This window comes from Bradyrhizobium sp. BR13661, from assembly GCF_029892425.1.
In the GTDB taxonomy this organism is placed as follows: Bacteria; Pseudomonadota; Alphaproteobacteria; order Rhizobiales; family Xanthobacteraceae; genus Bradyrhizobium.
Genome location: NZ_JARXWB010000001.1, coordinates 38989 through 53132, shown reverse-complemented (window position 1 = coordinate 53132; position 14144 = coordinate 38989). Strand labels below are relative to the sequence as shown.

Below are 14144 nucleotides of genomic sequence, written 5' to 3'. Positions count from 1 at the left end.
GTCATGGCGAAAGGCACGAGCGATACGGCCGAGGGCGCACCCCGGCGCGGCAGGCCGCGCTCGATCGAGACCACCAACGCCATTCTCGAAAGCGCCTACACGCTGATGGCCACGACCGGCCTTGCCGCCACCACGATCGATGCGGTGGCGCGCCACTCCAACGTCTCCAAGATGACGATCTACAAATGGTGGCCGTCACGGGAGGCGCTGCTGATCGACGCCTTTCTCCACCACGCGGCTCAAATGCTGCCGCTGCCGCCGGCAAGCGCAGGCACGCCCGCCGTGCGCGCGCGCCGCCATGCCGCGGCCTATGCCGAAGCCTTGCAGGGCGAGTTCGGCAAGGTCCAGCTTGCCGTCATCTCAGAATGCATCTCCAAGACCGGCTCGGCGGAGCTGTTCTATGTCCGCTATCTCCAGTTTCGCCGCGACGCGCTGGTGGAGATGATCGCGACCGGCCAGCGCGACGGCAGCATCCTCGCCGAGGCGCCGGCGGAGGATCTCTATGACGCGATCTATGGCAGCCTGTTCTACCGCTACATCTTTGGCATCGCGCCGATCACGCCGGCCTATGCACGGTCTCTGGTCGATCTGGTGTTGCGACCGAAAGGCTAGATATCGTGCAGGATACGAAAGATCTCACGACAGTTTCGACAGGAGCATCGTCCTCAACATGATCAAGCGCATCCTGCCTTACGAAGGGCTGCTCCACGAAGTGGTCGAGCATGCCGGCGTGCTTTACATCGGCGGAATCGTACCCGAGGACACCAGCCTGGACATGTCGGGCCAGGCGGACGACGTGCTGGGCCAGCTGTCGCGCCTGTTGGAGACGCTTGGATCCAACATGGCCAACGTCTTGCAGGTGACGATCTTCATGACCGATCTCAGCGAGAAGGCTGCGTTCAATGCGGCCTGGAAGTCGCACTTTCCGGCAGCTCATTTGCCGGCGCGTGCCGCCGTCGGCGTGGCCGATCTCGGCCCTAAGGTCAAACTCGAGATGACCGCCATCGCGGCTCGATCGACCTCGACCTGAAGCGTCGGCGCCAAGTCGCTCAAAAGTCGCTTCAAACCCACTTCAAGCCTATTTCGCGGGTCGTACCGGCGCGGAGATCTTGTCAGTGCGGTCGCGCTCGGTCATATCCACGACCGTCTCCATCGGCGCGGTCAGCTCGTAGACATAGGAGACATCGGTGAAATAGCGCTTGGCGGTGCCGCCAAGCGCTTCGGGCGCAACGCGGTCGAGCAGGATCAGGCCGAAATCCGAATCCGGCCGGCGCGTCGCCTCGCTGGTGTTGAACTCCTCCCAGCGGAATTGAAACACGGTGTCAGGCTCCTCGCCGGTCACCGTCCAGTTCGCCGTGATGTGCGGATGCTTGCCGACCAGCGACAGGCCTTCGTCCGAATGCGAGGCAAGCTCGAAGAACAGCAGCGACAGGCTCTGGGCGGCGCGCGCGCTGACGGCGATATCAGGGCCGCTGACGGCGATGCGATCGGCATGCGGAATGGCGCGCGCCTCGAACAGGCCCTTCAGCTTGACGCCCTGCCACTGGCTCTCGCTGAGCAGCGACACCACGTTGGACATGGCATGGATGCGGCCGATCAACAGTTCGCGCGCACTATCGATATCCGAACCATGCCGCAGCGTGCGCGTCACGATCGACTGGATCACCGCGAGGATGTTCTTCACGCGATGATTGAGCTCGTCGATGACAGCCGTCAGCCGCCGCTCGAAACCGATCCGCACCTGGATCTCGCGGCTGAGCCGCAAATTGTTGTAGGCGACGTAGCCGAAGAGGCCGCACACCATCGCGGTGATGGCGAAGCCGATCGCCGCAACGATGATTGCGGTCTGCTCGGCCCGTCGTGCCGAATTGGTCTTGGCGTAATAGCCGAGTTGCCAATCGCGGCCGCCGAAGCTGATGGTGCGCGTCGCCGACGGCGACGGCCCGTCCGGGGACGTCATGCGGGTGGACACCACGCCCTGGTCGTTGGCGACGAGTTCGCTATTGTCCTTGCGGGGGTCCTTGAGCGCGACCGAGAACAACGACAGATCGTCGTTGGTCAGCATCAGCGAGGCCAGCTCATAGGAAAACGTGATGAATCCGACCGGCTCGGTTGCACCTTCGGGAATGACGGGGGCCGCGACGATGACACCGATCGGCCCGTTCCCGCGCAAGAGCGGTATCGGGTCGGAGGCGACAGACCGCTTCTCGATCCTGGCCCGCGTCAGCATCGCGTTGCGAACTGGATCGTCATCATAGCTGCGGCCCGGCAGCCCCTTGGTCTCGTCGCTGCGCGGCTCGAGGTCCATCAGCACGTCGATCGGCTGGGTCAGGCTCGCCGGGTCGATCGGCTTGTCGTTGTAGTCGCGGATCTCGGGCTTCGCAAAGCCGGCGGCCTTGATCGCAGTCTGTGCGGCCGCGAGTTCGGACGGTTGCAACCGGGCGACCCAACCGGCCACGACGAAATCGGTCTTGAAGGCATAGATCGCCGAGCGCAGCGGCTCGAGCATGTTGGGCTTCAGCACCGATGGCGCGCGGAACAGGCCTGAGGCGACACGCGCCAGCAGCTCACGCTCGGTCGACCTGTCCTGGACCAGGCTTGCATGAACGTCGATCGCGCGCGCCAGCGCGATCCGGTCCAGCGCCAGCTCCTGGTCGTGGACACGATAGGCCGCAAGCCCCGAGAGCAAAGCTCCGAGCAGAGCAATAAAGCCGATGATGAAACCCAGCCGGACCACGCGACTACTCAGGCGAAAGCAGGAGGTCGGCAATAAACACGGAGCATATCAACGCCGCTCGAACGGCCATGTGCCGAAACAGGGTGAGCCCAGTGGCTGGGATAATGACGGAGGAGGCATCTGTACGCAACTTGGGTCGCCTAAAAAGCTTAATCCGCCCGGCCGATGGTCTGGCCAATCGCGGCTTTGCTCCGGGCCCCGGAGGTAGATAATTGCCGTGTCGGAAATTTGTTCCGTCAGCCGGCTCTGCCTCAGAGGTTAACGGCGGAATTGGCCCGCGCCACGTCGCCGCGGCCCGACAGCTGGCCCGCTTCAACCCGCTCGTTTCAGTCCACCTTTGGTCTCGATGAAGCTAACGATACGGTCGAGCCCTTCGCTCTTCTTCAAATTGGTCATGACAAAGGGACGCTCGCCGCGCATGCGTTTGGCATCGGTGTCCATCTTCTCAAGGGACGCACCGACATGGGGCGCGAGGTCGATCTTGTTGATGACCAGAAGGTCGGAGCGGGTGATGCCTGGACCGCCCTTGGACGGGATCTTGTCCCCGGCGGCAACGTCGATGACGTAGATGGTGAGATCGGCCAGTTCCGGGGAAAAGGTGGCAGCGAGATTGTCGCCACCGGATTCGATCAGGACGAGATCTAGCCCGGGGAATTTGGCACGCATATCGGCGACTGCAGCCAGATTCATCGAAGCGTCCTCGCGGATCGCGGTGTGCGGGCAGCCGCCAGTTTCGACGCCGGCGATACGGTCCGGCGTCAGCGAGCCGGAATGCACCAGGAATTCCGCATCCCATTTGGTGTAGATGTCGTTGGTGATCGCAGCGATGTCGTAACGCTCGCGCATGGTCTTGCAGAGCAGATCCATCAGCGCGGTCTTGCCCGATCCGACGGGACCGCCGACGCCGACACGCAAGGGGCCGTGAGAAGTTGCCATTTTGCTCGCTCTCTCTTGATCAGTTGAAGGCCGTCCCGCTCACGAGCGAAACAACCGCGTATACTGCGTCTCATGTCGCAGGCTGGCGAGATCGGCGCGGAAGGTCGCACTGCCGAGATCGTCCAGCGTCGCATTCAGCGCGCGATGAGCGGTTGCAGCGACGGCGGCTTCCAATCTGACCAGCACGCGCTGGCTGTCGGTCTGACCGAGCGGAATGAGGCGGCTCGCCGCCGAGATCCAGTTCGAGAGCACTGCGTGCAGGAAGGCGTGCAGCGTCGGCGCCAGCGCCACGCCGTGCATCGCGGCGACGACGCCGACCGCAACGGGATAGACCAGTGGCGCTCGGCATGCCGCGACCATGGCATCGAGGCCCTCCGCATCCCACGCCGCGCGGCTGATTTCGATGAAGGCGCGGCCCTGCGAGGTCGTCTCGAGCTGCCGTTCGCGCGAGGGCACGAAGGCGGCTGCCAGCTCGGCGATCTCGCTCAAGCTGACGTCGTCGCCGGCTTCAGCGGCACGATAGGCATGGACCAGGAACGTCGCGTCACAAAACCCGGAGCCGTCACCCAGCATGACATCGAGCCAGTCGGCGAGCGTGGCAATATCAGTGATGTCTCCCGCTTCAACCGCCCATTCGATGCCGCTGGAATAGGAGAAGCCACCGACGGGAAACGACGGCGACAGCCACGTCATCAGCCGGTACAGCGCCGCCGCCTCGCGCTCGGCGAGGTCGCCGGCACCAACAGGCTCATTTGCGGTCATGAGCATGCTTGTGGCCGTGATGATGATCGGGATGGTCGCAATGCTCGTCGTGGTGATGGTGATGATCATGCCCATGATCATGCGCGGCATGATCGTGATGATGGTCGTGGCCGTGATGGTCTTGGCCGTGATGGTCATGATGATGGCCATGGTCGTGATGCGCATGGTCATCGTGTCCATGCGCATGGCTGGCCTCGGCATAGGCGCCACCTTCGGGATCGAACGGCGCTTCGATCTCGACGACCTTTGCACCAAGCCCCTTCACCATGGCTTCGATGACATGGTCGCGGCGAATGCGCAGGCTCTTGGCCATGAGCTGCGTCGGCAGATGGCGGTTGCCGAGATGCCAGGCGACGCGGATGAGATGGTGCGGGTCGTGGCCGCGGATCTCGAGCAGCGGCTCAGGCGCCGCCACCACTTCGACCAGACGGCCGTCTTCCAGCACCAGCGCATCGCCGCCGCGCAGTGCAACGGCATTCTCCAGGTCGAGCAGGAATTCGAGACCTCGCGTCCCCGTCATCGCCATGCGACGGCGGTGCCGATCATCGAAATCGAGCACGACCGTATCTGCCGGCGCTTCCGTGAAGCGGTGCTGTCCCTTAACCTGCGTCGCCCGGATCATGCGCTGTTACCTCGTCTCGACCTTTTCGGGCGTGATCACTTCAATCTTCGGCGGGGCCGTAAAGCACTTCACCGCGACGCGGCCGAACGTCTTCATGTGTTCCTGGCCGCGATGCGGGACCAGCGCCTCGGCGTTCTCCCACTGCTCGACGAACACCATCTTGGTGGGATCGGTGACGCTCTCGTGCAGATCATAGGCAATATTGCCGGGCTCTTTTCGCGTCTCCTTGATGCAGGCGGTGGCGGCTGCAATGAATTCGGCGCGGGTTTCGGGCTTGATGGTCAGGGTGGCAACGACGTAGATCACGAGAAATCCTCCCGGCTTTTCTTCTGAAGGGTTAGATACCGGGCGGGACATTAGACCACCCGGCATCGAACGCAAAACCGGAAAAGCCGTCCCCGGATAGGCAGTGCGCCGGGGACATGCGTTGAGGCGCTATTTCAGTACATGAAATATCGCTGCGCCATCGGCAGCACCTCGGCGGGCGGACAGGTGAGCAGTTCGCCGTCGGCGCGCACCTCATAGGTCTCCGGATCGACCTCGATATTGGGCGTGGCGTCGTTGTGGATCATGCTCTTCTTCGAGATCTTGCTGCGGGTGTTCTGGACGGCATAGAGCTTCTTCTCGATGCCAAGTTTTCGCGCGAGGCCGCCGGTGACGGCCGCCTTCGAGGTGAAGACCACCGAGGACGCCGTGCGGGCCTTGCCGAAGGCGCCGAACATCGGCTGGTAATGCACCGGCTGCGGCGTCGGGATCGAAGCGTTGGGATCGCCCATCGGAGCGGCGACGATCGTACCGCCCTTGACGATGCAATCCGGCTTGACGCCGAAGAACGCCGGCGACCACAGCACGAGATCGGCCAGCTTGCCCTTCTCCACCGAGCCGATCAGCTTCGACACGCCATGCGCGATCGCGGGGTTGATGGTGTATTTGGCAATGTAGCGCTTGACGCGGAAATTGTCGTTGTCCTTGCCCTTGTCCTGCGGCAGCGATCCGCGCTGCTTCTTCATCTTGTCGGCGGTCTGCCAGGTCCGGATGATGACCTCGCCGAGACGGCCCATGGCCTGGGAGTCCGAGGACATCATCGAGAGCGCGCCGAGGTCATGCAGGATGTCTTCGGCGGCGATGGTTTCCTTGCGGATGCGGCTTTCCGCAAATGCCAGGTCTTCCGCGATCGAGGGATCGAGGTGGTGACACACCATCAGCATGTCCAGATGCTCGTCGATGGTGTTGCGGGTGAAGGGGCGCGTCGGATTGGTCGAGGACGGCAGCACGTTCTTGAGCCCTGCGACCTTGATGATATCAGGGGCGTGGCCACCGCCGGCGCCCTCGGTGTGGAAAGCGTGGATGGTGCGTCCCTTGAACGCCTTGATGGTGTCCTCGACAAAGCCGGACTCGTTCAGCGTGTCGGAATGCAGCATCACCTGGACGTCGTGATCATCGGCGACCGAGAGGCAATTGTCGATCGCGGCCGGCGTCGTGCCCCAATCCTCGTGCAGCTTCAGCGCGCAGGCGCCGGCCTTGATCATCTCCACCAGTGGTGCGGGGCGCGAGGCATTGCCCTTGCCTGATATGCCGAGATTGACGGGGAAGGCGTCGAACGACTGGATCATGCGCGCGATGTGCCAGGGGCCCGGCGTGCAGGTGGTGGCGAAGGTGCCGTGCGAGGGACCGGTGCCGCCGCCCAGCATCGAGGTGACGCCGCTCATCAATGCGTGCTCGATCTGCTGCGGGCAGATGAAATGGATGTGGCTGTCGAAGCCGCCGGCGGTGAGGATCTTGCCTTCGCCCGCGATCACGTCGGTGCCGGGACCGATAATGATGGTCACGCCCGGCTGGATGTCGGGATTGCCGGCCTTGCCAACGCCTGCAATCATGCCGTCCTTGATGGCGACGTCGGCCTTGACGATGCCCCAGTGGTCGACGATCAGTGCATTGGTGATGACGGTGTCGGCCGCGCCCTGCTTGTTGGTGACCTGCGACTGCCCCATGCCGTCGCGGATCACCTTGCCGCCGCCGAACTTCACCTCTTCGCCGTAGATGGTGAAGTCCTTCTCGACCTCGATGATGAGATCGGTGTCGGCCAGCCGCACCTTGTCGCCGGTGGTCGGGCCGAACATGTCGGCATAGACGGAACGTTTCATCTTGACGGACATCACAAGCCCCGTTTGCGTTTGAATTTCTGCTCAGTGCTCACTGCGAGGCCCTCGCTTGTCGCACCACGTTGGCGAATGTCGTATCGAGCCAGACATTGCCGCCGCGGCAGCCGGCGACGACCTGCTCGGCCCAGCTGGTGTAGTCGGCAAGATCGTCACGCTCGTCGGCGGTTGGATCGGCATGCATGCGCGCGCCGATATTGCTGATCTTGTCGGCGATCTTGATCAGTTTTGCGCTCGCGGATTTCTTCGGCGCGTCGACGACCTGCAGGCGCCGTCGCTCGGCCTTCGGCAGGCTCATATCGTCGGTGCATTCGACCACGAGAGAGGCGACGCGGTCGGAGAATTTCTGCGCGAGCTCCTCGCGCGTGGTCTCGGTATCCTCGATCGCATCGTGCAACCAGCCCGCCGCCACGAGCTCGGCATCAGCACCCTCGGTCGCCGTTGCCAGCAGGTTCGCGACCTCCGCAAGATGGTTGATGTAAGGCTCGTTCCCCCGCCCCTTGCGCGCCATGCCATTGTGCCGCCGCGCAGCCAGCTCAGCAGCTTCCGAAATGAGGCGAACGGCGGAGAGCGTCGTCATGCTTCCTCGACACCGTTGGATGCACAGTTGGTTAGGGACGCATCGCTGGAAGGGTTCCCTCCCCCCTTGCGGGGGAGGGTTAGGGAGAGGGGTGCCGCTTGCTCCGCTGCTTCGAGGATTGAAAGAACAACGCCCTCAAGGTTCTTCATCACCTCGTCATTGGTGAAGCGCAACACGCGATAGCCGCGGGATGCGAACCATTGGTCACGTCCCTCATCGTGGCGGATACGTTCCTCGGAATCGTGACTCTCGCCATCGAGTTCAACGACAAGCTTGCATGAGTGGGCGACGAAATCCGCGATGTAACGGCCCATAGGGGTCTGACGGCGAAAAGCGAGGCCTGCGAGACGATCAGCCTTCAGGTGGCGCCACAGTAATGTTTCCGCGCGAGTCATCTCGCGCCTCAATCGTCTGGCGCGATGGCGCTGAATCTCGCTGACCTCGTCGTGTGGCATACCCCTCTCCCCAACCCTCCCCCGCAAGGGGGGAGGGAGCCCGGCCAGCGTGCTCACCTCACTGTAGATCACTGCGCTCGCCTCGGCTTGCGTTACAGCTTCCCCATCACGTCGCCGCGGAAGCCGTAGATGGTCTTCTTGCCGGCGAGCGCGACGAGCTGGACGTCGCGGGTCTGGCCGGGTTCGAAGCGGACGGCGGTGCCGGCGGCGATGTCGAGGCGCATGCCGCGGGCTTTCTTGCGGTCGAACTTCAGCGCCGGGTTGGTCTCGAAGAAATGGTAGTGCGAGCCGACCTGGATTGGGCGATCGCCGGTGTTGGCAACGGTCAGCGTCACCGTCTTGCGGCCGGCATTGAGCTCGATCTCGCCGTCCTGGATGAAGAGTTCACCGGGGATCATGTCGCTCTCCTATCGGATCGGTTCGTGCACGGTGACGAGCTTGGTGCCGTCAGGGAACGTCGCCTCGACCTGGATGTCGTGGATCATCTCGGGAATGCCGGGCATCACCTGGTCGCGGGTCAGCACCTGCGCGCCTGATTGCATCAGTTCGGCGACGGTACGGCCGTCGCGCGCGCCTTCGAGGATGAAATCGGAGATGATCGCGATCGCCTCGGGATGGTTGAGCTTGACGCCGCGGTCGAGCCTGCGGCGCGCCACGATCGCCGCCATCGAGATCAGAAGCTTGTCCTTTTCGCGGGGAGACAGGTTCATGCGAAATCTCTTCCGTTCAACACTTCAATTCAGCCAGCCGTCAATTCAGCCAAAGCCGCGGCAGGGCCGCACCGGTGCGCGTCAGCACGGCCATCATGTCGGCGCGCAAACGCGCCGCATCTTGGGCACAGAACCGCGCCATTGCAAAGCCATTCCAGACTGAAATCCCGACCTCGCCGGTGAACGAGTCCGACGCCTCGCGGAGGCGTTCGACCAGCGCCTCGTCGCCGGGCACGATCAGGGCCGTGCCGATTGCGGCGCCGCCCTTGGCGACCGCCGACCGCGCCAGTTTTGCACCGATATCACCGTCCAGCCTGATGGTCTCGGCGAAGACCAGCCTGCCGCCACGGCGCAGCCGCCAGCGGTCGACGAATTCGCCCTGATCCATGCGCTCGCCCATGGCTGTGCGGCCAAATACGACGATTTCACACAGCAGCAGCGAGGCGGCCTCATCGAGCTCGATGTCAAAGCGGCGATGAACCCGGGCGCGGTCGAACAGGATCGTCTCCTGCGGCAGCCAGCCGAGATGCGCTCCGGCGCCAACCTTCAAGGAAATGTTGAGCTGCGCTGCCGCCCCCGGCGCGCGGTAGATCTTTTCCGCGGCCGCCGTGGTCAGCGTCAGGCGGGCAGCTTCGGCGGCCGATATCTCGATGTCGAAACGATCACCGCCCGCAACGCCGCCGGCCGTGTTGACGAACACACCGGACAGACCCTCATCCTCCGGCGAGGGGAAGCGCACGCGGAGCGAGCCGGATTCATGCACAGCGCCCCGCCGCGTGACGCCGTCGCGCGCATGCACGTCGAAGCGCACCGCCCCACGGGCGCGGTTGGCTTCGAACACCGAAGATGTCGCTAAAGCATCGCTGCGCATCCGTCTCCCCAGCCGGCCGCGGCAGAAATCTGGACTTACAGCGCCATCTGGCGGCTGATTTCGGCCGGGTCAAGATTGGAGCGATCGCAAGTGAATTTCACCGCGCCGCGATCCATCACCGCGAAACTGTCGCCGAGTTCGCAGGCAAAGTCGAGATATTGTTCGACCAGCACGATGGCGATGTTGCCGAGGTTGCGCAAGTACGAGATGGCGCGGCCGATGTCCTTGATGATCGAGGGCTGGATGCCCTCGGTCGGCTCATCGAGCAGCAGCAGTTTCGGCCGCATCACCAGCGCACGCCCGATCGCGAGCTGTTGCTGCTGGCCGCCGGAGAGGTCGCCGCCGCGGCGGCCGAGCATGGATTGCAGCACCGGAAACAGCGAGAACACGTCGTCAGGAATGTTCTTGTCCTGGCGCTTGAGCGGGCCGAAGCCGGTCTTGAGGTTCTCCTCGACCGTCAGCAGCGGAAAGATCTCGCGGCCCTGCGGCACGAAGCCGATGCCCTTGCGCGCCCGCTCATAGGGCTTGAGGCTCGTAATGTCGCTGCCGTCGAACACGATTGCGCCCGAGGCGATCGGATATTGCCCGACCATGGCGCGCAGCAGCGACGTCTTGCCGACGCCGTTGCGCCCGAGCACGCAGGTCACCTTGCCGGGTTCGGCCGCAATCGACACCCCGCGCAGCGCCTGCGCAGCGCCGTAGAACAGGTTGATGTCCTTGACCTCAAGCATCGCTCAGCGTCCCAGATAGACTTCGATGACCCGCTCGTTGGACGAGACCTGGTCGATGGTACCTTCCGCAAGCACCGTGCCTTCGTGCAGGCAGGTGACCTTGACCCCGAGCTCGCGCACGAACGTCATGTCGTGCTCGACCACCATCACGGTGTGGGTCTTGTTGATCTCCTTCAGCAGCTCGGCAGTGAGATGCGTCTCCACGTCCGTCATGCCGGCCACGGGCTCGTCGACCAGCAGCAGTTTCGGGTCCTGCGCCAGCAGCATGCCGATCTCGAGCCACTGCTTCTGGCCGTGACTGAGGCTGCCGGCGAGCCGGTTGCGGGCGTCGGTCAGGCGGATCGTCTCCAGCACCTTGTCGATGCGCTCCGACTCCGCCTTGCTGCCGCGCCAGAACAACGTGCCCTTGACGCTGTGATCGACATTGAGCGCCAGCAGGAGGTTATCCTGCACGGTCTGGCTCTCGAACACCGTCGGCTTCTGGAATTTGCGACCGATGCCGAGCTCGGCGATGCGGGTCTCGTCGAGCCGCGTCAAGTCGGTGACGCCGTCGAACAGCACCGTACCCAGGTCGGGCCTGGTCTTGCCGGTGATGATGTCCATCATCGTGGTCTTGCCGGCGCCGTTCGGTCCGATGATGGCGCGCATCTCGCCGGGGGCGAGCGTCAGCGACAGATTGTTGATGGCGTGGAACCCGTCGAACGAGACGTGCACGCCGTCGAGATAGAGCATCGCGGACGTCGCGCGGGTATCCATGACGTTCATGACCGCTACTCCGCCATCTTCGGTTCGGTGATGCCGTCTTCGGCCGCCGCGCTCGCGGTCGTCTCAGCCGGGCGCCTCTCTTTGGCCGACTCTCGCCAGGCGTTGAAGGTGCCGACGATGCCCTTGGGCAGCAGCAGCGTCACCAGGATGAACAGCGCACCCAGCATGAACAGCCAGTACGGCGCCAGCACGCCTGATGTGAAGAACGTCTTGGCGTAGTTGACGACGATGGCCCCGAGCGCCGCACCGACCAGCGTGCCGCGGCCGCCGACCGCGACCCAGATCACCGCCTCGATCGAATTGCCCGGCGCGAATTCGCTCGGATTGATGATGCCGACCTGCGGCACGTAGAGCGCGCCGGCGACGCCAGCCATGCAGGCCGACAGCGTGAAGACGAACAGCTTGTAGGATTCGACGCGGTAGCCGAGGAAGCGGCTGCGCGATTCCGCGTCCCTGATCGCGATCAGCACCTTGCCGAGTTTTGAAGACACGACGGACCGGCAGATCAGGAAGGCGACGATCAGCGCCAGACAGCTCAGCGCGAACAGCGCGGCGCGCGTGCCCTCGGCCTGGACGTTGAAGCCCAGGATGTCCTTGAAGTCGGTCAGGCCGTTATTGCCGCCGAAGCCGAAATCGTTGCGGAAGAAGGCGAGCAGCAGCGCATAGGTCATCGCCTGTGTGATGATCGACAGATACACGCCGGTGACGCGGGAGCGGAAGGCGAGCCAGCCGAAGCAGAAGGCGAGCAGGCCCGGCACAAGCAAGACCATCAGCGCGGCGAACCAGAACATGTCGAAGCCGTACCAGGTCCAGGGCAGCTTCGAGTAGTTCAGGAACACCATGAAGTCGGGCAGGATCGGATTGCCATAGACACCGCGGGTGCCGATCTGCCGCATCAAATACATGCCCATGGCATAGCCGCCGAGCGCGAAGAAGGCGCCGTGGCCGAGCGAGAGGATGCCGCAATAGCCCCAGATCAAATCGATCGAAAGCGCCAGGATGGCGTAGCAGACATATTTACCCCAGAGCGCGACCAGATAGGTCGGCACCTGCAGGAACGAACCCGCCGGCAGCAGCAGGTTGGAGAGCGGGATGAGGATGCCGCAGGCCGCGACGACCATCAGGAAGATCACCGCGCCGCGGTCCAGCGATCGCGTCAGCATGTGAGGGGTCATGCTTCCACCGCACGGCCCTTGAGCGCGAACAGGCCGCGCGGCCGCTTTTGAATGAACAGGATGATCAGGACCAGGATCGCGATCTTGCCGAGCACGGCGCCGGCGACCGGCTCCAGGAACTTGTTGGCAATGCCGAGCGTGAAGGCGCCGACCAGCGTACCCCAGAGATTGCCGACCCCGCCGAACACCACGACCATGAAACTGTCGATGATGTAGCTCTGGCCGAGATTGGGGCTGACATTGTCGATCTGCGACAGAGCCACGCCGGCGATGCCGGCAATGCCCGATCCGAGCCCGAAGGTCAGCGCGTCGACGCGTGAGGTGGCGATACCCATCGAGGCCGCCATACGCCGGTTCTGCGTCACCGCGCGCATCTCGAGGCCAAGCGCAGTGTAGCGCAGCATTGCGAGCAGGATCAGAAACACGGCGAGCGTGAAGACCAGTATCCAGAGCCGATTATAGGTGATGGTGATCTGGCCGAGCTCAAATGCACCACTCATCCAGGAGGGGTTGCCGACCTCGCGGTTGGTCGGCCCGAACATGGTGCGCACCGCCTGCTGCAGCACCAGCGACAGGCCCCAGGTCGCGAGCAGCGTCTCCAGCGGCCGGCCGTAGAGGAAGCGGATGATGCTGCGTTCGATCAGCACGCCGATCGCGCCTGCGACGAGGAAGGCGAGCGGCACGGCGATCAGCAGCGAATAGTCGAACAGAGCGGGATAGCGGGTGCGGATCACCTCCTGCACCACGAAGGTGGTGTAGGCCCCTAACATCACCATCTCGCCATGGGCCATGTTGATGACGCCCATCACGCCGAAAGTGATGGCGAGCCCGATCGCTGCGAGCAGCAGCACCGAGCCGAGCGACAGGCCGTACCAGGCGTTCTGCACCGTGGACCAGACCGCGAGCGAGTTCTGGATCGAGCCGATCGCGCTCGTCGCGGCCTTCCCGACTGACGCCGGCTGGTCGGAGCCGATGTCGGACAGCAGCGCGAGCGCATCCTGATCGCCGCGCGCCTTGACGGTGGCGACGGCCTCCAGCTTTTGTACCTCGGTGGCATCGGACTTGAACAGCAGGATCGCCGCGCGCGCTTCACCGAGCGCAGTCCTGACAGCCTTGTTGGTTTCCTTGGCAAGCGCGCTTTCGACCGGCTCGAGCGCAGTCTCCTCGTGCGACTTGAAGACCGATTGCGCGGCCTGGAGCCGCGTTGCAAGCTCGGGCGACTGCAGCGTCAGGCCGCCGAGCGCCGCGTCGACGCTGCGGCGCAGGCGGTTGTTGAGGCGGACGGCGCTGGCGCTGTCGGGCACGCTGGCGACGGGCTCACCGGTCGCAGCATCGATCGACTTGCCGTCGGTGCCGGTGACGTAGACTTTCTTGCTGTCGGGATCGGCCATGAGGCGACCGTCCTGGAGCGCGCTGATGATCGGAAAGGCAAGCTTGTTGCCACTGCTTGCAACCACACCGATCGCTTCTTCCGTATCGGAATAATCGTCGTTGGTGAATTTGGCGACCGCATCTTCAAACGGACCGGCGAAGGCCGGCAACGCGAACGCGATCAGAAATAGCGAGAGGACAAAGGTGCAAAAACGAGCGGACAATTTGGTTGGCACTGTGGATCACCCCGGCAGAAGTGGGGAGAAGACG

17 protein-coding genes are annotated in these 14144 nt (G+C 63.8%); 2 read left to right on the top strand and 15 right to left on the bottom strand.

Annotated elements, in window-relative coordinates; all coding sequences use genetic code 11:
- Positions 1 to 3 precede the first annotated feature (3 nt).
- Together M2427_RS00255 and M2427_RS00250 are read left to right on the top strand one after the other, a co-directional pair.
- The gene (locus M2427_RS00255; protein ID WP_280704033.1) at positions 4 to 612 is read left to right on the top strand and encodes a TetR/AcrR family transcriptional regulator; all 609 of its coding nucleotides are present in this window, start codon (positions 4 to 6) and stop codon (positions 610 to 612) included.
- A 58-nt stretch (positions 613 to 670) separates the two neighbouring features.
- Positions 671 to 1030 carry a RidA family protein gene (locus M2427_RS00250; protein WP_280704032.1) on the top strand — a complete coding sequence of 120 codons (360 nt, stop codon included), beginning with the start codon at positions 671 to 673 and terminating at the stop codon, positions 1028 to 1030.
- A 48-nt stretch (positions 1031 to 1078) separates the two neighbouring features.
- On the opposite strand, the gene M2427_RS00245 is transcribed toward M2427_RS00250, so the two are convergent.
- The 15 genes from M2427_RS00245 to urtB all read right to left on the bottom strand — a co-directional run bounded on the left by M2427_RS00245 (position 1079) and on the right by urtB (position 14110).
- Positions 1079 to 2737 carry an HWE histidine kinase domain-containing protein gene (locus tag M2427_RS00245; RefSeq protein WP_280704031.1) on the bottom strand — a complete coding sequence of 553 codons (1659 nt, stop codon included), beginning with the start codon at positions 2735 to 2737 and terminating at the stop codon, positions 1079 to 1081.
- 312 nt (positions 2738 to 3049) lie between these two features.
- Positions 3050 to 3673 (bottom strand): urease accessory protein UreG, encoded by a 624-nt coding sequence (gene ureG / locus M2427_RS00240; RefSeq protein ID WP_280704030.1) that lies wholly within the window; start codon positions 3671 to 3673, stop codon positions 3050 to 3052.
- A gap of 39 nt (positions 3674 to 3712) precedes the next feature.
- On the bottom strand, positions 3713 to 4441 hold the full coding sequence (locus tag M2427_RS00235) for an urease accessory protein UreF (RefSeq protein ID WP_280704680.1): 729 nt from the start codon (positions 4439 to 4441) through the stop codon (positions 3713 to 3715).
- A complete protein-coding gene (locus tag M2427_RS00230; RefSeq protein ID WP_280704029.1) occupies positions 4422 to 5057 on the bottom strand; it encodes an urease accessory protein UreE in 636 nt (211 codons plus the stop codon). Before M2427_RS00230 ends, M2427_RS00235 begins: the two co-directional genes overlap by 20 nt.
- Positions 5058 to 5063: 6 nt before the next feature.
- Positions 5064 to 5363 (bottom strand): putative quinol monooxygenase, encoded by a 300-nt coding sequence (locus M2427_RS00225; protein ID WP_148755265.1) that lies wholly within the window; start codon positions 5361 to 5363, stop codon positions 5064 to 5066.
- A gap of 134 nt (positions 5364 to 5497) precedes the next feature.
- Positions 5498 to 7213 carry an urease subunit alpha gene (ureC, locus tag M2427_RS00220; RefSeq protein ID WP_280704028.1) on the bottom strand — a complete coding sequence of 572 codons (1716 nt, stop codon included), beginning with the start codon at positions 7211 to 7213 and terminating at the stop codon, positions 5498 to 5500.
- Positions 7214 to 7250: 37 nt separating this feature from the next.
- On the bottom strand, positions 7251 to 7796 hold the full coding sequence (locus tag M2427_RS00215) for an HD domain-containing protein (RefSeq protein ID WP_280704027.1): 546 nt from the start codon (positions 7794 to 7796) through the stop codon (positions 7251 to 7253).
- Positions 7793 to 8251, bottom strand: coding sequence for an endonuclease domain-containing protein (locus tag M2427_RS00210; protein ID WP_280704025.1), 459 nt, complete (start codon positions 8249 to 8251; stop codon positions 7793 to 7795). Before M2427_RS00210 ends, M2427_RS00215 begins: the two co-directional genes overlap by 4 nt.
- 92 nt (positions 8252 to 8343) lie before the next feature.
- Positions 8344 to 8649 carry an urease subunit beta gene (locus tag M2427_RS00205; protein ID WP_025576653.1) on the bottom strand — a complete coding sequence of 102 codons (306 nt, stop codon included), beginning with the start codon at positions 8647 to 8649 and terminating at the stop codon, positions 8344 to 8346.
- Between the two features lie 9 nt (positions 8650 to 8658).
- Positions 8659 to 8961 carry an urease subunit gamma gene (locus M2427_RS00200; protein WP_007605424.1) on the bottom strand — a complete coding sequence of 101 codons (303 nt, stop codon included), beginning with the start codon at positions 8959 to 8961 and terminating at the stop codon, positions 8659 to 8661.
- Positions 8962 to 9001: 40 nt separating this feature from the next.
- On the bottom strand, positions 9002 to 9832 hold the full coding sequence (locus M2427_RS00195; protein ID WP_280704024.1) for an urease accessory protein UreD: 831 nt from the start codon (positions 9830 to 9832) through the stop codon (positions 9002 to 9004).
- 35 nt (positions 9833 to 9867) lie between these two features.
- Positions 9868 to 10563: an urea ABC transporter ATP-binding subunit UrtE gene (urtE, locus tag M2427_RS00190; RefSeq protein ID WP_280704023.1), complete on the bottom strand. Its 696-nt coding sequence runs from the start codon at positions 10561 to 10563 to the stop codon at positions 9868 to 9870.
- Positions 10564 to 10566: 3 nt separating this feature from the next.
- Positions 10567 to 11328 carry an urea ABC transporter ATP-binding protein UrtD gene (gene urtD, locus M2427_RS00185; RefSeq protein ID WP_280704022.1) on the bottom strand — a complete coding sequence of 254 codons (762 nt, stop codon included), beginning with the start codon at positions 11326 to 11328 and terminating at the stop codon, positions 10567 to 10569.
- 5 nt (positions 11329 to 11333) lie between these two features.
- The gene (gene urtC, locus M2427_RS00180; RefSeq protein ID WP_280704021.1) at positions 11334 to 12503 is read right to left on the bottom strand and encodes an urea ABC transporter permease subunit UrtC; all 1170 of its coding nucleotides are present in this window, start codon (positions 12501 to 12503) and stop codon (positions 11334 to 11336) included.
- Positions 12500 to 14110, bottom strand: a complete 1611-nt coding sequence (gene urtB, locus M2427_RS00175; RefSeq protein WP_280704020.1) for an urea ABC transporter permease subunit UrtB — start codon at positions 14108 to 14110, stop codon at positions 12500 to 12502. The genes urtC and urtB overlap by 4 nt, the downstream gene beginning before the upstream one ends.
- Between the last annotated feature and the right edge of the window lie 34 nt (positions 14111 to 14144).